The organism is Streptomyces sp. TRD_SC_5 (genome assembly GCF_056836825.1).
The window spans coordinates 2,070,954-2,092,109 of record NZ_JBWZZS010000001.1 but is presented as its reverse complement, the minus strand read 5'-3'; the positions used below and the strand labels follow the sequence as shown (position 1 = coordinate 2,092,109).

Sequence of the window (21,156 nt, the reverse complement as noted above, 5' to 3'; positions counted from 1 at the left end):
CCGAGATTGGAGGCACGGGCCGACCGGAGCACAGCCCCCAACCGGCCCATGACCACCGTGCAGACCACCGACACCAGCCTGACCTGGCTCCTGGACAACCTCGTGGAGCGCACCCCCGGCACCCGGCACGCCCTGGTGCTCTCCCGCGACGGCCTCAAGCTGTGCCGCAGCAGTCACCTCACCCTCGACCAGGCCGACCAGCTCGCGGCCATCTCCTCCGGGATGCAGTCACTCGCCCACGGCGCCTCGGTGGAGTTCGGCGACGGAACCGGAGGCGTCAACCACCTCATGGCCGAGTTCCACGGCGGGCTCCTCCTCATCGTCGAGGCCGGCGAGGGCGCCCACCTCGCCGTCGTGGCCGCCGACAGCGCCGACCCCGGCGTGGTCGGCCACAACATGAGCGAGATGGTCGAGCAGATCGGTGAGCACCTGCGGGCCGAGCCCCGCAACCGTGCGCAGGACAGTCCGACGTCATGACCCGCCGCCCCGTCGACACCGGGTCCCCGGACCGCCTCTACACGGTGACCGGTGGCCGCAGCCACACCGCGGACACCACGGTGTTCGATCTGGTCACCCTGGTGGTCAGCGAGTGCGACCCGACGCCGGGCATGCAGTCGGAGCACGTCCGCATCCTCAAGCTGTGCCGCCACCCCGCAGCGGTGGTGGAGATCGCCGCCGAACTGCGCCTGCCCATCACCGTCGTACGCATCCTCCTGGAGGACCTGCTGGACGCCGGGCGGATCACCGCCCGGCGCCCCAGGGCCGCCGCGGCCGCCGCCGACCTGCCCGAATCCGCCCTGCTTAAGGAGGTGCTGCATGGACTCCGCAATCTCTGAGGCGCCGGCGCAGGCCCCGGAGCGTACGCCGCTCGCCGATGCCGCCGACACCGGACTGAAGATCGTCGTCGTCGGTGGGTTCGGCGTGGGCAAGACCACGCTGGTCCGGTCCGTCAGCGAGATCCGGCCGCTGAACACCGAGGAGTACATGACGCAGGCCGGTGTCGGCGTCGACGAGACCACGGGGCTCGCACACAAGACCACCACGACGGTCGCGTTCGACTTCGGCCGGATCAGCCTCAACGCGACCAAGGTGCTCTACCTGTTCGGCGCTCCCGGGCAGGAGAGGTTCTGGTTCCTGTGGGACCGGCTGTTCTCCGGCACCCTCGGCGCGGTCGTCCTGGTCGACACCCGGCGCATGAGCGACTCCTGGTACGCCATCGACCGCCTCGAACACCACAAGACGCCCTTCGTCGTCGCCGTCAACCGGTTCGACGACGACTCCGCGTACTTCTCCCTGGCCGAGATCCGCCAGGCCCTGGCACTGCCCGAGCACATCCCGCTGCTCGACTGCGACGCGCGCGTGCGAAGCGACGGCAAACGTGTCCTGATCACCCTCGTCGACCATCTCTACAAGCTGGCCCTGGCCCAGGAGACGACCACATGAGCGACCCCACCGCCGCCGCTTCCGGGGCGACTCCTCCGCCGGGCTGCCCCGCCCACGCGGGCGCGATCCGGCTCAGCGGCCTCCAGTACCAGCAGACGCCCGCCGAGCTGTACCGGGCGATGCGGCGCGAACACGGCGCCGTGGCACCGGTGCTGCTCGACGGCGGCATCCCGGCCTGGCTGGTCCTCGGCTACTCCGAGGTCTCGTACGTCACCACCCACGACGAACTGTTCGCCCGCGACTCCCGGCGCTGGAACCAGTGGGACAACATCCCCGCCGACTGGCCGCTTCTGCCGTACGTCGGCTACCAGCCCTCGGTCCTGTTCACCGAGGGCCTCGAACACCAGCGGCGCGCCGGAGTCATCAGCGAGGCCCTGGAGGCGGTCGACCAGTTCGAACTCGGCTACAACTGCCGCAGTATCGCCGACGAGCTCATCGACAACTTCGCGGGCAGCGGCCAGGCCGAGCTGATGTCGGCGTACGCCCACGCCCTTCCCATGCGCGCGGCGGTCCAGATGTGCGGCATGCCGGCCCACGGCACCGACACCGACGACCTCGTCGAGGACCTGCGGATGTCCCTGGACGCGGCCGAGGGCGACGACCCGGTGGCGGCGTACGGACGCGTGGGGCAGCGCCTCCAGCAGCTCGTCAAGGAGAAGCGGGACGCGCCAGGACCGGACATCATCTCCCGGATGCTCACCCACCCGGCGGGCCTCGCGGAGGAGGAGATCGTCCAGGACCTCATCTCCATCATCGCCGCCGCGCAGCAGCCGACCGCCAACTGGATCGGGAACACACTGCGACGGCTGCTCACCGACGACCGGTTCGCCCTGAACGTGTCCGGCGGGCGGCTCAGCGTCGGCCAGGCCCTCAACGAGGTCCTCTGGCTGGAGACCCCCACGCAGAACTTCATCGGCCGCTGGGCCGACCGTGACGTCCAGCTCGGCGGCCGCCACATCAAGGCCGGTGACTGCCTGGTACTCGGCTTCGCGGCGGCCAACACCGATCCGCAGATCTGGCCCGAGGGCCACGTCGGCGCGGAGGGCAACTCCTCGCACCTCTCGTTCAGCAACGGCGAGCACCGCTGCCCCTACCCCGCGCCGCAGCTCGCCGACGTCATGGCCCGCACCGCCATCGAGGCCCTGCTGGAACGCCTCCCCGACGTCATGCTCGCCGTCGAACCGGCGGAGCTGTCCTGGCGGCCGTCGATCTGGATGCGCGGCCTGACGACCCTGCCGGTGTCCTTCACCCCGTCGTCCCACTAGCCGCCGGCCGCGCCGGCGACCGCCTTGGTCAGGCTCGGTCACCGGCGCGGGGGCGGAGTCCCGGCTGCTCTCAGCCGACGGGCGTGAACTCCACCGCCACCGACTGCGGCCCCCGGGTGAAGACGCCCTGCTCGGCGAGCTCGGCGCCGTCCGCGAGACGCAGGCCGGGCATCGCGTCGAGCAGCTGGTTCACTCCGGTCTGCACCTCGGCCCTCGCCAGCAGCGCGCCGACGCAGAAGTGCCGTCCCAGGGCGAAGGCCAGGTGGTCGGCGGCGGCCGAGAAGGCGTTCGTCGCGTTGAGGTCCTCGCGGAAGATGTTGAACGAGTCCGGTTCGGCGTACCGGCTCTCGTCCCGGTTGGCGGACCCGATCAGGCACGTGACGGTGGCCCCGGCCGGGATGGTGCCGCCGCTGAGCGTCACGTCCGTCGCCGTCTGACGCATGATCATGTGTACGGGCGGAGTGAAGCGCAGCGTCTCCGCGAAGGCCCGGTCGATGAGCGTGCGGTCCTTCTGTACGGCGGCGAGCTGCTCGGGGTGGGCGAGCAGATTCGCGAAGAGCGCCGCGATCGCCTTGTCGGTGGTCTCGCCGCCCGCGGCGAGCAGCAGGCTGCAGAACGCCTTGATGTCCTCGTCACTCATCCGTACGCCGTCGACCTCGGCCTCGCACAGCGTGGACAGCAGGTCGTCGCCCGGCGCCTTCCGCCGTTCCTGAATGATCGGAATCATGTACTCGGCGAACTCGACGCGGGTACGCTCACCCGCCGCCGCCACCTCGGGGTCACCGGCCAGATTGCCGAGGAAGGCGATCACGGTGGTGTACCAGTGGTGGAACTTGGCGTGGTCGCCCTTGTCGAGACCGAGCATGTCGGCGATGACGTTCACCGGGAAGCGGGTCGCGAAGGCGTCGACGAGATCGACCGAGCCCCGGTCCCGGAAGGTGTCGATCAGCTCGCGGGCGTTGCGTTCGATGACCGGGAGGAACATCTCCTGAAGATCCTTGCCGCGGAAGGCGGGAGCCACCAGTGCCCGGCGCACGGCGTGTTCTCGGCCGCTGAGCTGAAGAATGGTCTTCCCGTGCACGGGCTCGATCTGCCAGTCGTAGTTGTCGGTGGTGAACACCGAGTCCTTGTCCTTGAAGGCCCTTTCCACGTCCTCGTACCGGGAGATGACGTAACTCTGCATAGCCTCGTGCCAGAACAGCGGCGCGGACGCGCGCATCACCTTGTAGGCGGCATACGGGTCCTGGGCGAACTCGGGCGAAAGTATGTCGGGGACTTGCTGGGCCGTGGGCATTGGTCGGATGCTCCCTGGATCGGTAACGGGCGGAGTACCCAACGTTATTGATCATTCGCCAGTACGGATAGCCCAGGCCCACCTGCGAAGAGCGCATCCGCACGACCACTCTCAGTGACGGGCGTGCATGCAACTCGCTGCAAAGGGGGCGTAGTTGACCGAGGGGGACCCGCCTTGGTCCATATCAACGTCATCGACCCGAGCGCATCGCCGCTCGACAACTCCCCCAGAATCAGCTGGGGGGCGGTCGTCACTCTCGTACTGCGTAGCCAACTCCAGGCCTGGTTAAGGGAGGTGGCGGAGCTGGAGGCGCGGGCGACGGAGATCTGAACCCTCCTCCCCTCGCACACCCACACCGAAGACGCAGTCTCCGAGCGCAGTAGCGGCTGACGGCGGCGGTTGCCGTCAGGGCGCTGTGGAAACGAGACCTACGCGCATGCGGGCGATCCTGGCGTGGTGCGCAAGGAATTCAATACTGGACCCTGGTCCACTTGCCGAGAATTTCACGAGCCCATCCTCACCACCGAACATTCGCACGGTTTTCTCTGCTGGTGCGGCCCACCCGGAGACGCGCAGCTCTGAAATCTCTCCAAATTCCAGGTGAAATTCAAATGAGTTGAAGTCCTTTGCCCGCCACTCAGGAATGGGATTTGACGGCAGGTGTGGCGTGTTGAAGCCCAGTGTTGCGGAATCTCCACGTTCATCGATGTGAACGTAGAACAGGTCGCAGCGGCTGAGATCAGGGGGAGAGTCGAAGAGGTCGGTGATGAGTGCGGGTTCGGTGAGAAGCTGAACCCAACTGTCAGCGTGCATAGAAAGTCTTTTCGTAAGTGGGGGGCACAGTCGAGAAGCGGCGCGTGTCAAGTTTTCCCAGGAAGCGGTGGGGCACTTCATCCGACCCGCTGGGTGAGATGCTGAAAGCACTGATGTGTTTGACGACCACCGACTGATTGCTTTGAAAGTTCAGCGAGACGCCGGGGCCGTTGACAGACACGTCGATGGTCCGGGGTTCGCCCGTGAATACGGTGGAGAGCCGTGCTCTGGTTGTCGGGTGCCACTCCCGCAGGGTGAGGCGATCGACTGCCAGAAATTGGATGTGGCACTGCACTACGTCGCACCGGTTGTCCACCCACTCCTCGGGGGGGTGCGCGGGGAAGTCTGGGAGGTCGATGCGCAGCGTGAGGGAAGGACCCGTCCGGTCGAGGTTGACCGAGCGGAGTCTGAACTCATCCAACCGCGGAAACTCTCCGTAGAGGAGGCTGAGCGGTTCGGGGTTCGCTGGGGCAATATCAACGGTCATAGTAATAGTGTTCCTCGCATCCTGGAACCTGCCCATTGCGGGGGTCGTCCATCGGCCGTACGTGTACGTGTGAGGGTTGGTAGCCGGGGTCTCCGGGTTCCTGGTGACCGAACCAGTGGTCCTGGAACACGATGAGGTCCTCACCGTTGGGGTGTTCGTAGATTTCTTCCGTGTAGTAGACCGGCTGGTGGTCACGGGTCATGAGCTGTTTATTACCTTGCCATTCCGGCGTTGTGGCCGGTACGTAATTGTCTACGTCCAGAGGGGCCGCCCCCTCCGGAATTCCCGCGTCCCTGAGCGCGTCGGTTTTGGCTTGTGCCAGGTCGCGGCCGGCTTTCGGGTAATCGGCAGGAGGGCAGTCTCCAGGAGCGAGGCCGAGCGGGTCTGTCCAGACGTGTGGGTTGTGCACGTAGGACGCGGGGTTGGGGGCCGGCGCCAAGCCCAAAGGGTCGGGGGTGAGATACCGGGCGGTGGCGGGGTCGTAAATACGGTGATGGTTGTAATGGAGGCCGGTTTCGGCGTCGTGGTACTGGCCTGGGAAGCGTAGTGGTGTGTAGGCGGTGGCTCCGCGGTTCCAGGCGGTGGTCCCCCAGAGCGTCGCGTGGGCGCGGCCGGCGATGTGACCTTGTGCGTCCAGGAGTTCGGTGGGCGTGCCGACGAGGTCAGTGACGACGGCGAAGAAGCGCTCATCGATCTCACTGTCGGAGAGCGGCTTGCGTTCGTACTGCGTCAGGGGGCGTCGGCCGTCGTAGTCCCAGGTGATGGTGACGCCGGTTGTGCTCCTGGTCTCCTCGCAGAGGATGTTGCCGTCCCAGGTGAAGTCGACCTGTTCCACGATGGTGCCGTCGTCGGCAAGGCGTTGTTTCGCTGTCCGTCGGCCGAGGGGGTCGTAGAGGTAGCGCCAGGTTGTGCCGTCGGGCGTGGTGACGGAGGTGAGCTGGTCTTCGGCGTTGTAGCTGTATCGCCAGGTGTCGGGTTTGCGGGAGAGGCGCGTCTTCTGACGCAGGACGGTACGGTCGGCTTCGTCGTATTCGTACCGGAGACCGCCGGCGTGGTGGACTCGTGTTCCGGTGTAGGTGCGCCGGCCCTGTGCTTCCGGGGCGATGGAATCCGGCCAGGTGGCGGCGATCTGGTTGCCCGCGGCGTCGTAGGCGTAGGTCTCGGTCCAGTTGTGGGCGCGGACGGAGGTGACGCGTCCGATCGAGTCGAGGCTGAAGTGCGAGGTCCCTCGCAGGCGGTCGTCGATGTCGGAGAGGTAGCCGTCGGCGCGGTAGGCATAGGAACGGGACTGAATCGTTCCGGTATTTGGGCCTGTGACCGTATGGGTGGCGAGGCGGCCTAGCGGGTCGTATGTGAAGTCCATCGTCACCCCGCCGTCGAAGGTGCGGTTCGTCTCGCGCCCGACGGCGTCGTGGGCGAACGACAGTGCGCGTCCGGCGGTTGTGAGGTGTGCTCGGTTGCCTGACCGGTCATAAGTCCAAACGCTGTGTGCGCCGGTGGGGGTGGTGCGGGAGACCCTCCGGCCCAGGGTGTCGTAGCCGAAGGACAGGCGGCGACCGTTGACGGTCTCCGTGAGCAGGCGGCCGTGCTGGTCGCGGTGCAGTTCCAGGGTTACATGGGGGCCAATAGCGGTGGCGAGTCGGTCCGTCTCGTCGTAGGTGTACGTGGTGATCTTGCCATCGACGCTTTTCTCGGTGATGCGGCCGAAAGTGTCGCGTTTGAAGCGCACTGTTTGTCCGAGCGGGTTAGTTCGTGACGCCAGTCGCCCTGCGGTGTCGTAGGAGTAGCGCATCACGCGCCCGTTGAAATCCTCCTCGGAAACAAGAAGGCCGTCTGGATCATAGTGATACCTCCAGGTCTCCCCAAGGGGGTTGGTGACGTGTGTGAGCCGGAGCTCGGAGTCGTAGGCGAACTCGTGCCGTACGCCGTCGGGACCGGTGCGTGCGGCGACATGGTCGAAGTGGGTGTACTCGAGACGGGTGACCTGGCCGAGGACATCGGTGTGGGTGACCTGGTTGCCTTCGCCGTCATAAGTCCAGCTCTCGGCGTGACCGTCGGGGTGGATGCGGGACTGGAGCTTGCCTTCGACGGTCCAGCGCAGGTGGGTCGTTGCCCCCAGCGCGCTGGTGAGCGTGATGGGACGTCCGAACACATCGCGTTCGTATCGGGTGGAGTTTCCCTGCGGGTCCGTGATCTCGATGGGCATGCCGGCCGCGTCGCACCGCACCTGTGAGGTGCTGCCGTCCGGGGTTGTCACAGCCGCCAAGTGACCCTGTGCGGTGTAGGCGTAGGTCGAGGTGGCGCCGATCGAGGAGGTGAGGGAGGTGCGGTTGCCGCGGGCGTCGTAGGTCTGATGGATGCTCCGGCCGTCGAACCCGGTGATCTTGGTCGGCAGGTCGAGCTCGTTGTACTCGGTGTGGGTGCTGCGGCCGTCTGATCCGCGGACAGTGACGAGCTGTCCCGCCGTGTCATAGATGTAAGTTGTGGTGTGGCCGAGCGAGTCGGTGCCGGACAACAGTCGGTTGTGGCGGTCGCGCTCGAAGCGCGTTACCGCCCCGAGCGGGCTGATCTGAGCCACGATCTGCGAGGCGTCGTTGATCAGGTACCGGGTGGTGTGGCCGTGGGAGTCGCTGAACTGCGTGACGCGGTGGCCGGTTTCGGGGTGGATCTCGTCGTAGGCGAGAGAGGCGCTTAGGTGGCCTTCGGCTCCAGACTGGTGGACGCAGCGGTGCTGCTCGTCGTAAATGTAGGTGTAGCTGCTGCCGTTGCTATCGGTCCATGAGGTGATCCGGCCCAGTATGTCGACGCTGAAGCGCATCGCACGGCCGTCTGAGTCAGCGACCTCGATGAGCTGGCCGGAGCTGTCGTACCCGTAGCTCTTCAGAAGTTGGTCAGCACCGTCCTCGGTGGCGCCAGCGAGGTAGATTCCGGTGATCCGGCCACCCTCCGTGGTGAAGTTGAGCCGGTAGCCGCCGCAGTGGCTGATCGCGATCGGCTCTCCGGTGGCCGGATCGTAGTCGACGGTGATCCAGTTTCCATTGCGGTCTTCGATCTGATCCAGCAAAGCGACCGACGAGGTGTGGTTGGCGAAGCGCCAGACCTGGCCCGACTTGGAGTCGGTGATGCGGTAACCGTCCTCGGTGAGCTCCAGTGGCCAGCGCTGTCCCTCGACCGGAAGGGTCGGCAGATCGGGAGCGGGGTGGAGATAAGCGAGGAGAGAGCGGTCCTCGCGTACGAAGATCACGCCCTGGTCATCGATCAAAAGACGCTGGTCAATGGTGGACGCCCAGGCGGGACCGAACCACCCGCCTGAGCGGAAGGAAGACTCGAAGGTTCGCGAGAACAACAGTGGAAGGGAGCCGGGCAGCGCGATGTCCGTCTGGGTGAGAAGCATCCGGCCGGTGGCCATGTCGATGGGGTCGCCATCGCATGTCTTCTCCTTGGTGCACTGACCCGCGTGCTTGGGGTCGTCGTCCACCGCGTCGCGGGCGGCACGCCCGGCGGCAGCATCCGCGCCCTCTTCGAGCCCTTCCCGCTCGCCTCTCAAACCGGCCCGCAGGCCGCCCTTGGCCAGCCCGGCGCCCTTGGTGCCGAACAGCTCAGGTACGGCGCGGCCGACGAACTCCGTGGGGTCTTTCTTGAACGACTCCCACATGCTGGAGAGAGCCTGGTCCGGATGCGCAGCCATCGAAGTCAGCCCCATCAAGGTGGCGCTCATGCCCTTCATGTACTCCGCTGGATGGGTCAGGTTGTACCTGTCTAGGGGGTTCACTGCACGGACCGAATTCACAAGCCCCGCAGCGCCTTTGATCACCCCGCCCGTCAAGTGCTGGGCCTGGACGTCACCGGCGGCCTTGAGGTCGAGGAGTTCGGTCTTGAGCCGGTCCAGTCCCTGAGGAGCGTGTGGAGCGTGCTCTACGGCCGCCTTCACCCTCGCCTCGGCGTCCATTGCGGCGTCATCGCGCTGCCGCCGCGCCTCCTTCAGCGCCGCCCAGGCGCCCTCAACGACGTCCTTGCCCGGGTCGACGAACGACTCAGGGCGCTCCCCCGGCTCCTCGCCGGCTGCGAGCTTGGCGTTGTAGTCCTCCACCCACGCCTTGTGCAAGGAGAAAGCCTCCTCGGAAGCCTTCCTACCTCTGGTGTACTGCTCGATCGCCACCGCGGCTATGCCCTGGGCCCAGGTGATGGTGTCGGCGTAGGCTTCCAGAGCCGCTGCCGCGTCCTGGCAAGCGTCGGCCGCGCGCAGCCACTTGGTCGGATGCGTCTCGAACTTCGTCCGGAAGGCCTCAGCCGCCTGCCCCTGCCAGTAGGAGGCGTCGAGCTTCCTCATTCCATGCCCCACCCGCTCGAAGGCGACACGGAACCTCTTCAGATGCCCGACTGCTTCATTGACCGCCGCCTCGTTGCCGTGCACGAGCTCTTCTGGCTGCTCCGTCTCGCCCAGGTTCCGCTCCCCGATCCGGGCACCCAGGTCCGAGGCGAGGGAGTCGCCGGCATCCTCTACCCAGTCCGCCGCGCTATCGGCGCCCACATATTCCAGGCCCGCCCCGACCGCCTCACTACCGGCATCGATGGCCTTGCCGGTGGTCTCCTTGGCTGCATCCCAGGCCGTACCCAACCCGTTGAGAAATCCGCTCATCAGCCGCCCGCCCTATCGCTCTCGTCGCCGGACACGGTGCGATAGGCATCGCCCATCCACGAGTCCGAGGCCGTATCGCGGATCTCCTCCGCAGTCTTCATGGAGTCCTTAGCGGCCTCCACTCTCGACTCCGCACTCCAGTCCGGCTTCAGCTCGTTCCATCCGAACTGGTCCCAGCCTCGTGCGGTGACCTCCTCTTCCGAGGCGTGCGGATTGCCCCCCACCGCATTGGCGGCGATCTTGAGCGCACCCATGCCGTATTCCTCGGCCTCGTAGTACGAGCCGGCGTTCAGTCCGACGCCTTGAGCGAACTGGTTGGCCTCGCTGATCAACTCGCGCACACCCCACTGCCAACGCTCGCAAAACATCTCAAAACCCGCAGCAAGTCCGTCATGGCCGAGATCCAGCGCAGACAGCGCCAGCTCGTCGAAGCCGCGCCCGGCCGCCGCATCGCCTATGCCCCCGACATCACCCAGCTCCTCCAGGGCTCTGGTGAGCCCCCTGGAGATCTCATCCAGGCCTTGGGCCTGATACTCCTGCCCCATCGCTACGCCCCCGCTCCCGCCGTGGCTGCGACGTCCAGATCCAAGGCCACCGAGTCAGGAACCACCCCGGCCACCGGCGGAAACAACACCGCGTGTTCGGGCCCGTCGGCCACATCCACCGCCACCCCGCATGGCCCTTTCACCGCGGGCACGGCCACATCCAACAGCCGTGCGCCCAAGACCCGGTGATACGTCCATTCCCGATGGCTCTCGTTCCGTGCGAGCGCGAACCGGGCCACCGCCGCCTCATCGGTGAACGCGCAAATCCACCGGATCCCGTCAAACTCTGCTGTCCACCAGCCCCCCTCTGTGCTTGGCTCACCAACAAGCGGCACCAGGACCGCTGTCCGCCGGAATTGCCCCAGCAATGCGGCGAACTCGCGTCGCGCGGCCTTTTGGCTTGCGCTCTGGCCATGCCCCCGTATGTCTGTCATGGCACCGACACTGCCATGATCCACGGTCCGCTAACAACATGCTTCAAGCAGGGATGCAGCCCCACTCAGCGCCAACGGCACAGCAGCTCCACTTAGGGGTGCTTTCAGGATGCTGGGATCTGCGGGGGAGGTTCATGCAGTGAGTGAGCTGGAGGGAGGCAGCGTGGATGTCGTCGCGCGCTTCCCAGGTGCGAGCCGATCCGCACGCTGATTTTCGCAGTCGTAACACAATTCGTACCGCAGCGAGCTGATACTCGTAGTCTCGCCCGTGCGGTGCTTGCCCTGTAGCCGGCCGGCCCGGTGAGAGGTGGGGGCGGGGCGTAGGTGGTTGGCCCCCACCTCCCATGTCCGGGTGGTTGCCGGGTCAGCGGCGGGTGACCCGGAGTTCCTTGATGCCGTTCAGCCACGCCGAGCGCAGTCGGCGTGGGTCGCCCGCGAGCTTGAGGTCGGGGAGGGCGTCGGCGATCGCGTTGAAGATGAGGTTGATCTCCAGTACGGCGAGCGACTTGCCCAGACAGAAGTGCGGGCCGCCGCCGCCGAATCCGAGGTGGGGGTTCGGGTCGCGGGTGATGTCGAAGGATTGCGGGGCGTCGAAGACCTCCGGGTCGTTGTTGGCCGACGAGTAGAAGATGCCGACGCGGTCGCCCTTCTTGATCTGCTGGCCGCTGAGCTCGAGGTCCTGCGTCGCCGTCCGCTGGAAGGACACCACCGGCGTCGCCCAGCGCACGATCTCCTCGGCGGCGGTGGCCGGGCGCTCCCGCTTGTAGAGCTCCCACTGCTCCGGGTGCGTCAGGAACGCGTGCATGCCGTGGCTGATCGCGTTGCGTGTCGTCTCGTTGCCGGCCACCGCCAGCAGAATGACGAAGAAGCCGAACTCGTCCGATGCCAGGTTCCCTTCGCCCTCCGCCGCGACGAGCTGGGACACGATGTCCTTGGCCGGACACTCCTTGCGGGCGGCGGCGAGGTTCATCGAGTACGAGACGATCTCCATGGCCGCCTCGGTGCCGACCTCCTCGGTGATGGCGTACTCGGGATCGTCGTACGCCGCCATCTTGTTCGACCAGTCGAAGATCTTGGTCCGGTCCTCCTGCGGTACGCCGATGAGTTCGGCGATGGCCTGGAGGGGGAGTTCGACGGCGATGTTGGTGACGAAGTCGAAGGTGTCGTCGTCGGCGGCGTTGGCGATCGCCGTCTCGACGATCGAGCGGGCGCGGCCTCGCAGGGCGTCTTCGAGGGAGCGGATCGCGCGCGGGGTGAAGCCGCGCTGGACGATCTGGCGCACCCGGGTGTGCTCGGGCGGGTCCATGTTGAGCATGATCAGCTTCTGGACCTCGATCTGGTCGCGGCTGATCGACTCGTTGAAGCGGATGACGGCGGTGTTGGTGTTGGAGGAGAAGAGCTCCGGGTGCGTCGAGACGTACTTGACGTCGGCGTGCCGGGTGACGGCCCAGTAGCCGGAGTCGTCGAAGCCGGAGATGCCGGGCGGCTGCGCACACCACCACACCGGCGCAGTCTGCCGCATCTGCGCGAACTCCGGATGCGGTACGCGGGCTTGGAGCAGGTCGGGGTCGGTGAAGTCGAACCCTTCGGGCAGCGCGGGGCAGTGCATCGGCAGCTCCAATGTCTGACGACCCATCAGAAGTTGCCGGGAATGTAGTAACGAGTTCTACAAGTGGCAAGGCCCGCGGCGCCATCTGTTGCGTGTGGAGTACGTGCACAAGACGTGCAAGACCCTTGCGCTGCCGGGTGGCACTCATAAGACTGCTCAGAGAACTAGAACGCGTACTAGTTCGAAGCCTGCCGTGGGCCGCCGGGACGTCCTGCGGGTAAGGAGAGGACGAGCTCATGGCCGCGGAACCCGTCATCGTCGAAGCTGTACGCACCCCCATCGGCAAGCGCGGAGGCGCGCTCGCCAATCTCCACCCCGCCTATCTGCTGGGCGAGACGTACCGCGAACTCCTCGGCCGTACCGCCATCCACGCCGACTGCGTCGAACAGATCGTCGGCGGTACGGTCACCCACGCCGGCGAGCAGTCCATGAACCCGGCGCGCAACGCGTGGCTGGCGGTGGGCCTGCCGTACGAGACCGCCGCGACGACTGTCGACTGTCAGTGCGGCTCGTCGCAGCAGGCCAGTCACATGGTCGCGAACATGATCGCGGCGGGGGTCATCGACGTCGGCATCAGCTGCGGCGTCGAGGCCATGTCGCGGGTGCCGCTGGGGTCCGGGTCCAAGCACGGGCCGGGGAAGCCGTGGCCGGACGAGTGGAACGTGGACCTGCCCAATCAGTTCGAGGCGGCGGAGCGGATCGCCCGTAAGCGCGGGCTGACGCGTGAACGGGTCGACTCGCTGGGCCTGTTGTCGCAGGAACGGGCGGCGACCGCCTGGGCCGAGGAGCGCTTCAAACGCGAGACGTTCGCCGTGCAGGTGCCGACGACCGAGGAGGAGCAGGCCGCGGGGCAGGGCATGTGGCGGCTCGTCGACCGGGACGAGGGACTGCGGGGCACGTCGATGGAGGCGCTGGGCCGGCTGAAGCCCGTCATGCCGACGGCCGTGCACACGGCCGGGAACTCCTCGCAGATATCCGACGGCGCGAGCGCGATCATGTGGGCGTCGAAGCGGATGGCGCGCGCGCTCAAGCTGAAGCCGCGCGCGCGAATCGTGGCGCAGGCGCTGGTGGGGTCGGACCCGCACTTCCACCTCGACGGGCCGATCGATGCGACGCGGGCGGTGCTGGGCAAGGCGGGGATGTCGCTCAAGGACATCGACGTCGTCGAGATCAACGAGGCTTTCGCGTCGGTGGTGCTGAGCTGGGCGCAGGTCTTCGAGCAGGACCTGGAGAAGGTGAACGTGAACGGGGGCGCGATCGCCCTCGGTCATCCGGTGGGGGCGACAGGAGCCCGGCTGATCGCCACGGCCCTGCACGAACTGGAGCGCCGCGACAAGGAGTTCGCGCTCATCACGATGTGCGCGGGCGGCGCGCTCGCCACCGGGACGATCATCCAGCGGCTGTAGCGCAGGGAGTGTGGCCCCGGCGGACCACGTACCGACGACGACGAGGAGGAGGGGGCGCGGGGCGCCGCTATCCGGCCCCGAACGGGGTGAAGGCCCCGGTCGTCGACCAGGGAGTGGTCGACGACAGCGGGGCCTTCGGCGGGGTGACGGCCGGTGTCGAGCGGGCCGGTCAGTACCAGCCGTTGGACTCCCAGAAGCTCCAGGCGTCGCACGGGCTGCCGTAACGGTCGTTCATGTAGTCGAGGCCCCACTCGATCTGGGTGGCCGGGTTCGTCTTCCAGTCCGCGCCCGCGGAGGACATCTTGGCGGCGGGCAGGGCCTGGACCAGGCCGTACGCGCCGGACGAGGCGTTGCTGGCCTGCGGGTTCCAGCCACTCTCGTGCTCGACGATCTTGTCGAAGCACTGGTACTGGGCGGCATCCGGGATCATCTGCTTGGCGACGGTCTGCGGGCTCGCGGCAGCGGCCTCGGAGACGCCGCCACCCATGACCACGCCCACCGATCCGACGAGCACGGCAGCGCCGGCGGCGACGGACTTGGGGCGGGCAATGAGGCGGTTGATGATCGAGAACGACACGTGGAGACCTAACGTCGGGAACGGGGGACGTCGCGGGCGGGCCGGTGGCGGCAGGCTTGCTGCGCCCGGCGACTGCTCCAATGAAGCAGGCCCACAGCCTCGCCGCAATCACCCCTCTTACTAGCAGAGCGGGTAAATCGGGCATATCGGCCCGAGGTGATGTAGGGGAGATCTGTGCACGTCAGGGCGTCGCGGGAGGGCCCCGGGGCGGGTCGGGGGATCTACTACGCGGGCTAGTCGAGGACCAAGGTCCTGTGGGCCCTCTCACCGCCAAGTCAGCTTCGCGGGCCCTTGAATGTGACCTGGGCCTCGAAGGCCGCGCGGCGCGTGGCCCGGCGCAACGCCTTCAGGAGGGCCGCGCCGGTCGTGAGGGTCAGTACGACGGTGAGCGTGGCCCGGCCCAGGTCCCAGCCGAGGGAGGTGGCGAGGCAGTACGCGAGGTAGCGGGCCAGGTTCTCGTGCACCGGCTCGCCGGGCTGGAAGGAGAGGCCGGTCGACTGGTCGCCGCCGATGTACGGCCAGCCCTGCAGGTTCATGACGGCGCCGTAGAGGAAGGCGGCGGCGCAGCCGTAAGCCGCCAGCATCGCCAGCTCCGCCCGGCCGCGCAGGCGCTCCGCGCCCGGCAGCAGGCCCGCGCCCATCGTGAACCAGCCCAGGGACAGCATCTGGAACGGCATCCACGGCCCGACACCACCCGTGAGCAGCGCGGACGCGAACATCGTCACCGAGCCGAGTACGAAACCGAACCCTGGGCCCAGGACGCGTCCGCTCAGCACCATCAGGAAGAACATCGGCTCCAGACCGGCCGTCCCCGCCCCCAGTGGCCGCAGCACCGCTCCGACGGCGGCCAGTACGCCCAGCATCGCGACGGCTTTCGCGTCGAGCCCGGAGTCGGCGATCGTCGCCACGACGACGGCGATGAGGAGGGGGAGGAGGACGGCGAGGAGCCAGGGGGCGTCCTGGGAGTGGTTACGGGCGAGACCCGAGGCGGGGTCGGCGAGCAGTGGCCAGCCGAAGGCGATCACCCCGATCGCGCTGATGAGCAGGAGTGCGGCGACGGAGCGGGGGCCGAGGCGTACGGGGCGGGGCGGCTTGCGGGCCGGCTCGCGGGCTGCCTTGCGGGGCCCGGTCATGCCGTGGGCCCGCCCAGCGCGTCGCGCACCTGCGCGACGGTCAGCCATTTCTGCGGGGCGAGGATCTTCGCGACCTGCGGGGCGAAGGCGGGGGAGGAGACGACGACCTCGGCCGTCGGGCCGTCCGCGACGATCTCGCCGTCGGCGAGGATCACGACGCGGTGGGCGAGTTCGGCGGCGAGCTCCACGTCGTGGGTGGCCAGTACGATCGCGTGCCCTTGGGCGGCCAGGTCACGCAACAGGCCGACCAGGCGGGACTTCGCGGCGTAGTCGAGGCCGCGGGTCGGCTCGTCGAGGAGGAGGAGCGGGGGACGCCCGGTGAGTACGAGGGCGAGGGCCAGGGCGAGGCGCTGGCCCTCGGAGAGGTCGCGCGGGTGGGTGTCGTCCTGGATACCGGGGAGGAGCTCGGCGACCAGGGCCCGGCAGGTGCCCGGTTCGGCGCCCGCGTCGCTGTCGGCCGCCGCGCACTCGGCGGCGACGGTGTCGGCGTACAGCAGATCGCGCGGCTCCTGCGGGACCAGGCCGACCTCGCGGACCATGTCGCGGGGGCGGGTGTGGTGGGGGGTGCGGCCGCCGACGGTGACGGTGCCGGAGGTGGGCTCGATCATGCCGACGAGGGCGGAGAGGAGGGTGGACTTGCCGGCGCCGTTTCGCCCCATGAGGGCGATGGTTTCGCCGCGGGAGACGTGCAGGTCGACGCGGCGGAGGGCTTCGACGCGGGCGCGGCGTACGCCGAGGTTGGTGACGGTGGCTACGGCGGCTGTGCGGGGGGTGGGGGCGCGGGTGCCGGTGGGGGTGGCGCCGGCTTCGGCGGAGGTCGGTTCGGTGCGGCGGCGGCGCATCAGGCGGGCGAACTTTTCCCCTACCCGCCCCTTCCCGGCTGTGACATTCGCGGCTCCGCCGCGTGGGTGGGCTCCGCCCCCGGACCCCCGGTCCTCAAAGGCCGGACGGGCTGGGGGGTGTGGGGCAGCGGGGTCGCTGGGTTGAGCCGGGGCGTCGGGGCGGCCTTCGGGTGTGCCCTCGTGCGCCGGACCGGGTGGGTTTTCGTGTGTGGGGTGATCTTCCGCGTGCGGCAGCCCTTCCGCGCGCGCGGCGATCCCGCCCCGCCCCGCCATATCCAGCCCCTCCGGCGTTTGAGGAGCGGGGTCTGGGGCGGAGCCCCAGTTGCGGGGAAGGGAACGGTTCGGCTGCGCGGCGGCCAGGTTTGCCCGCAGGGTCGTCGCCCGGCGGCGTGCGTCCCGTACCGAGAGGGGGAGCGGGTCCCAACCCGCAAGGCGGCCCAGCGCCACCACCGGCGGGTGCACCGGCGACGCCGCCATGATGTCCGCGGGCGCGCCCATGCGCGGCGCCTCCCCCGCGCCCGGCAGCAGAATCACCTGGTCCGCGTACTGCACCACCCGCTCCAGGCGGTGCTCGGCCAGCAGCACGGTCGTACCCAGGTCGTGGACCAGGCGTTGCAGCACCGCGAGCACCTCCTCCGCCGCCGCCGGGTCCAGCGCCGACGTCGGCTCGTCCAGGACCAGCACCTTCGGGTGCGGCGTGAGCACCGAGCCGATCGCCACGCGCTGCTGCTGGCCGCCGGAGAGCGTGGCGATGGGGCGGTCGCGCAGTTCGGCGAGGCCGAGCAGGTCGAGCGTCTCCTCGACCCGCCGCCGCATCACGTCCGGCGCGACGCCGAGCGATTCCATGCCGTACGCCAGCTCGTCCTCGACCGTGTCGGTGACGAAGTGGGCGAGTGGGTCCTGGCCCACCGTCCCGACCAGATCGGCGAGTTCGCGCGGTTTGTGGGTCCAGGTGTCGCGGCCGTCGACCGTCACCCGGCCGCGCAGGGTGCCACCCGTGAAGTGGGGGACGAGGCCGGAGACCGCACCCAGCAGCGTCGACTTGCCGACTCCCGAAGGGCCGATCAGCAGCACCAGCTCACCTTCCGGCACGGTGAGATCCACGCCCCGGATCACCGGCGATGCGGCGTCGTCGTAGCGGACCGACACATTCTCGAACCGGATCACTGCGGAGTCGCTTTCACTACGGGAGATACGGGAGATACGGGAGATACGGGAGATACGGGAGGCACGGGGGATGCGGGGGGCACTGGAGCCACGAACGCCGGCAGCAGGCCGATCAGCACCGACGCCGCCGGCCACAGCGGGAATTGCGGGGCGACCAGCGGGACGACCCCGGGGCGCAGGGCCACCGGATCGTACGAGGCCGCCCAGATCATCAGCGCCGCCACCGCAGCGCCCGACCCGGCCACCAGCCACGCCCGTACGCCCCACTCGTCGGGCCGGTAGCGGGTACGGACGCTGCGCCGGCCACCGAGGCGCAGCCCCGCCAGCGCGGCGACGAGCCCCCCGGCCATGACCGGCAGACCGTACGCCGCGCCCTCGGCGGCCAGCAGCCCGTACGATCCCGCGCACACCCCGAGCAGCCCGCCCAGAGTCAGCGCGGTCGTCGTGTGGCGGACGGCGGGCGGGACCTGGGCGGTGCGGCCATAGCCGCGCGCGTCCATCGACGCGGCCACCGCCACCGACCGCTCCAGCGCGCCCTCCAGCACCGGCAGCCCGATCTGGAGCACCGCTCCCACGCCACCCGTCGGCCGGCCGCGCAGGCGGCGCGCGGTGCGCAACCGCACCACGTCGGCCACCATGTTCGGCGCGAACGTCATCGCCACGACGACGGCGACCCCGGCCTCGTACAGCGCGCCCGGCAGCGACTTGAGCAGCCGGGCCGGATTGGCGAGCGCGTTCGCGGCGCCCACGCAGATGAGGAGCGTGGCCAGCTTCGCGCCGTCGTACAGGGCGAAGACCAGCTGTTCGGCCGTCACACGCCCACCGATCCGCACGCCCTGCGCCCAGTCGGGCAGCGGGAGTTCGGGGAGCGTGAGCAGGGTGTGGCTGCCCGGGATCGGTGAGCCGAAGAGCGTCGAGAAGACGAGGCGGATGCCGATGACGAGGAGCCCGAGCTTGACGAACGCCCCGTACGAACGCGCCCACGGCGCATCCGTCCTCCGCGCCGCCACCACGTACCCGGCCACCCCCACCAGCATCCCGAGCAACAGCGGATTGGTGGTCCGCGACGCGGCGACGGCCAGGCCGAGTGCCCACAGCCACCAGGCCCCGGCGTGCAGGGCGTTGCTGCGGCCGGCTTGAGGCGCACGCAGGGTCATGGAGGAGGCCGGCCTGGTGAGTGTCATCCGCGGCGGCGGCGCGCCTGCCACACGCCTGCGGCCCCGAGTACGAACACGGCGGCGAGGCCGACGAGCAGTCCGGCGGACGGACCACTGCCGTCGTCGTCGCCGTCTTCGGTGGTACCGGTGCCGGCGGCGGTCGAGGACGCGGCGGAGCGAGGTGGGTCCTCGCGGCCGGACACCTGCTCCCCGCAGCCCGTCTTCGGGTAGCCGGAGATCGCGCAGAGCATCGCCGAGCTGTCGTAGCGCAGCGGCTTCGCCACGGAGGCGAGCGCCTCAGCAGCGGTGGCGTCCGTACCGGTCCTGGCGCACGCGGTGCGCGACGCGGGCGGCTGATCGCCCGCCGGGGCGTCGGCCGGCGTACCGGGGTCGATGACGACCGCGATCCGCTTGTCGCCCTCCTTCGCGGGCGTCCTCTCGCAGACGGCGTCGAAGGAGTCGGCCGCGTGGCGCGGCTTCGCGGAGTCCTGCGAGTCCTCGCTCACCGAGAAGCGGAAGCCGATGACGTCACCGTCGTAGGGGCGGGCGGTGGCGGGCCCCTGGGTGGCGTAGGTCCACTCAGCGCCGTCGCTCTCCCAGAACGACCAGTAACGGTAACCGCCCGAGGCCGCCACTTGCTGGGCGGCCGTGGCTTGCGGGTACGCCGCCTGTGCGGACGCCACCCGTTCAATCGTCGCCGACGCGACGGCCGCCTGCGCGGGCCCGGCCGCCGTCACGCCCAGCACCGCGAACGCGGCGCCGAGCGTGAGCAGCGGAGCCGTCAGGCGCGAACGCGCCACCGCGACCGTCACAGCTGCTGGTTCTTCTTCTTGCGGCCGCTGAACAGGATGCCGGCGCCGACGCTCGCGACGAAGAAGACACCCACGACCCACCAGGTGCCGAAACCGCCGCCGTCGTCGTTCTTCTCGTTGTCCTTCTTCTCGTCGGCGGCCTTCTCGGCGGCCTCCGGCGCGGGACCCGTCGCGTTGAGCGCCTTCACCAGGTCGGCGCCGCCGAAGCTCTTCGGGTCGGTGCCGGTCGCGTTCGCGGCGAAGATCAGCTGGGCGTAGGCGGCGGGGCCGTACTCCTTCGCCCAGGCCGCGGAGTTCTTCTCCAGCCACTCCAGCGGCTTCCGCGCCTGCTCGGCGCCACCCTGCGCGGACAGCGCGACAACGGCGTCCGCGGTGTTGCCGAAGTCGGGCTGCGGCTTCGTGTCCTCGGCACCGGCCATGGGAGGCGTGTCGAGGTGCCCCGTCCTGGCGAGTACGCCGTCGAGGTACGCGGCGCCGTTCTCGGCGGCCTGCGCGGGCGTCAGCTTGCCCGGCTTGTCACACTCTGCCGCAGTCCCGCCGCCCTTCTGGCCCTTGGCGTCCAGCCCCTGGCCGAGACCGCCCAGTACACCCGCCGCCGTCGCGTCGGCGTTCGGCGCGAGCTTTCCGGCCTTGTCCGGCTGGTACGCGAACGCGCCGCCGCCGGTCTTCGCGTCGCACGGGACCGAGAAGGTGACGAGCGCGTCGAACGGCGACCTGCCCTCCTGCGACTTCACCTCACCGGGCTTCTCACCGGCGGCGGCCAGCGCGCCGATCACGATCGACGTGGAGTTGGAGTCGCTCGGGCCGCCCGGGTTGTAGCCCCAGCCGCCGTCCTGGTTCTGCGCGGACTTCAGCCAGCCCACGCCCTTCTTCACCGCGGCGTCCTGCCCGCCGAGCGCGCTCAGCGTCTGCACGGCGGCGGCGGTGGCGTTGCTGTCCATCGTGGTCTTCGACGTGCACGGCTCGGCGGCGTCGGCGCGGAAGGACGGGAAGCCGCCGCTGTCGCACTGCTGCCCGACGAGCCAGTTCACGGCCTTCGCGGCGGGCTTGACGCCCACCGTGTCCTGGGCGAGGAGGGCCAGCGACTGCCGCCAGACACCGTCGTACGTCGGGTCCTTCTCGCCGTAGAGCCCCGAGGGAACCACCGGCGTGGGGGAGGGCGCGGCGACGGCGGTCGTGGCCGAGGCCGCGGTCGCGCAGAGTACGGCGGAAGCTGCGAGCACGGTGGCTGCGCTGCGGCGAAGGGTCATGACGGGCGGGGGCCTCTCCTGCTGAGGAGCCGGGCCCGGGCACGCGAAAACCACGCACCAGGCTCCGGCTCCGTATACCTCGACGGTGCCGAGCCAGTAGTCATGCCGGACCGGGCGTTCCGACTCACCGCCCGCAGAGGGCGGTTCACGAATGGGGTCTCCCCTGCTCGAGCGCAGCCGAGAACTTGGGGAAGGGGCAGTGCCGGATTCGCACCGGCTTCTCCCAGAACGGCATGATGACGACTCGCACACTCTACCGGCCCGTACCAGGCGGGCCCGGGGC

The 21,156-nt window shown here is 69.0% G+C and carries 18 protein-coding genes; 5 read left to right on the top strand and 13 right to left on the bottom strand.

Going from position 1 to position 21,156, the window contains the following annotated elements:
* The first annotated feature begins 48 nt into the window (after nt 1-48).
* From AC1P0E_RS09605 to AC1P0E_RS09590, 4 genes are read left to right on the top strand one after another with little or no spacing between them, the layout of a single operon-like run.
* A complete protein-coding gene (locus tag AC1P0E_RS09605) occupies nt 49-477 on the top strand; it encodes a roadblock/LC7 domain-containing protein (RefSeq protein ID WP_482741745.1) in 429 nt (142 codons plus the stop codon).
* The gene (locus AC1P0E_RS09600) at nt 474-836 is read left to right on the top strand and encodes a DUF742 domain-containing protein (protein ID WP_482741744.1); all 363 of its coding nucleotides are present in this window, start codon (nt 474-476) and stop codon (nt 834-836) included. The genes AC1P0E_RS09605 and AC1P0E_RS09600 overlap by 4 nt, the downstream gene beginning before the upstream one ends.
* Nucleotides 817-1,443 (top strand): GTP-binding protein, encoded by a 627-nt coding sequence (locus AC1P0E_RS09595; protein WP_482741743.1) that lies wholly within the window; start codon nt 817-819, stop codon nt 1,441-1,443. The genes AC1P0E_RS09600 and AC1P0E_RS09595 overlap by 20 nt, the downstream gene beginning before the upstream one ends.
* Nucleotides 1,440-2,708 carry a cytochrome P450 gene (locus AC1P0E_RS09590; RefSeq protein ID WP_482741742.1) on the top strand — a complete coding sequence of 423 codons (1,269 nt, stop codon included), beginning with the start codon at nt 1,440-1,442 and terminating at the stop codon, nt 2,706-2,708. Before AC1P0E_RS09595 ends, AC1P0E_RS09590 begins: the two co-directional genes overlap by 4 nt.
* A 70-nt stretch (nt 2,709-2,778) precedes the next feature.
* Here AC1P0E_RS09590 and AC1P0E_RS09585 read toward each other — a convergent pair whose 3' ends face one another.
* The 7 genes from AC1P0E_RS09585 to AC1P0E_RS09555 form a co-directional block, all read right to left on the bottom strand.
* Nucleotides 2,779-4,002, bottom strand: a complete 1,224-nt coding sequence (locus AC1P0E_RS09585; RefSeq protein ID WP_482741741.1) for a cytochrome P450 — start codon at nt 4,000-4,002, stop codon at nt 2,779-2,781.
* Nucleotides 4,003-4,407: 405 nt separating this feature from the next.
* On the bottom strand, nt 4,408-4,815 hold the full coding sequence (locus AC1P0E_RS09580; RefSeq protein WP_482741740.1) for an Imm50 family immunity protein: 408 nt from the start codon (nt 4,813-4,815) through the stop codon (nt 4,408-4,410).
* Nucleotides 4,805-5,302 (bottom strand): Imm50 family immunity protein, encoded by a 498-nt coding sequence (locus tag AC1P0E_RS09575; protein ID WP_482741739.1) that lies wholly within the window; start codon nt 5,300-5,302, stop codon nt 4,805-4,807. The genes AC1P0E_RS09580 and AC1P0E_RS09575 overlap by 11 nt, the downstream gene beginning before the upstream one ends.
* Nucleotides 5,292-9,941: a putative T7SS-secreted protein gene (locus AC1P0E_RS09570; protein WP_482741738.1), complete on the bottom strand. Its 4,650-nt coding sequence runs from the start codon at nt 9,939-9,941 to the stop codon at nt 5,292-5,294. The genes AC1P0E_RS09575 and AC1P0E_RS09570 overlap by 11 nt, the downstream gene beginning before the upstream one ends.
* Complete coding sequence (locus AC1P0E_RS09565; protein WP_482741737.1) at nt 9,941-10,486, bottom strand: hypothetical protein; 546 nt, start codon at nt 10,484-10,486, stop codon at nt 9,941-9,943. Before AC1P0E_RS09565 ends, AC1P0E_RS09570 begins: the two co-directional genes overlap by 1 nt.
* A 2-nt stretch (nt 10,487-10,488) precedes the next feature.
* A complete protein-coding gene (locus AC1P0E_RS09560) occupies nt 10,489-10,920 on the bottom strand; it encodes an SseB family protein (protein ID WP_482741736.1) in 432 nt (143 codons plus the stop codon).
* A gap of 364 nt (nt 10,921-11,284) precedes the next feature.
* Entirely contained in the window at nt 11,285-12,529 is a 1,245-nt protein-coding gene (locus AC1P0E_RS09555; protein WP_482745703.1) for a cytochrome P450, read from the bottom strand.
* A 236-nt stretch (nt 12,530-12,765) separates the two neighbouring features.
* Here AC1P0E_RS09555 and AC1P0E_RS09550 point away from each other — a divergent pair, with 236 nt between their 5' ends.
* Entirely contained in the window at nt 12,766-13,935 is a 1,170-nt protein-coding gene (locus tag AC1P0E_RS09550) for a steroid 3-ketoacyl-CoA thiolase (protein ID WP_482741735.1), read from the top strand.
* Between the two features lie 169 nt (nt 13,936-14,104).
* On the opposite strand, the gene AC1P0E_RS09545 is transcribed toward AC1P0E_RS09550, so the two are convergent.
* From AC1P0E_RS09545 to AC1P0E_RS09520, 6 genes are all read right to left on the bottom strand, one after another.
* Nucleotides 14,105-14,512, bottom strand: a complete 408-nt coding sequence (locus AC1P0E_RS09545) for an aggregation-promoting factor C-terminal-like domain-containing protein (protein WP_482741734.1) — start codon at nt 14,510-14,512, stop codon at nt 14,105-14,107.
* 275 nt (nt 14,513-14,787) lie between these two features.
* Nucleotides 14,788-15,645, bottom strand: a complete 858-nt coding sequence (locus tag AC1P0E_RS09540) for an ECF transporter S component (protein ID WP_482741733.1) — start codon at nt 15,643-15,645, stop codon at nt 14,788-14,790.
* Nucleotides 15,642-17,654, bottom strand: coding sequence for an ABC transporter ATP-binding protein (locus AC1P0E_RS09535; protein WP_482741732.1), 2,013 nt, complete (start codon nt 17,652-17,654; stop codon nt 15,642-15,644). The genes AC1P0E_RS09540 and AC1P0E_RS09535 overlap by 4 nt, the downstream gene beginning before the upstream one ends.
* A complete protein-coding gene (locus tag AC1P0E_RS09530) occupies nt 17,651-18,838 on the bottom strand; it encodes an energy-coupling factor transporter transmembrane component T (protein ID WP_482741731.1) in 1,188 nt (395 codons plus the stop codon). Before AC1P0E_RS09530 ends, AC1P0E_RS09535 begins: the two co-directional genes overlap by 4 nt.
* Entirely contained in the window at nt 18,835-19,623 is a 789-nt protein-coding gene (locus tag AC1P0E_RS09525; RefSeq protein ID WP_482741730.1) for an SCO2322 family protein, read from the bottom strand. Before AC1P0E_RS09525 ends, AC1P0E_RS09530 begins: the two co-directional genes overlap by 4 nt.
* Entirely contained in the window at nt 19,620-20,873 is a 1,254-nt protein-coding gene (locus tag AC1P0E_RS09520) for an SCO2321 family membrane protein (protein ID WP_482741729.1), read from the bottom strand. Before AC1P0E_RS09520 ends, AC1P0E_RS09525 begins: the two co-directional genes overlap by 4 nt.
* Nucleotides 20,874-21,156 lie beyond the last annotated feature (283 nt).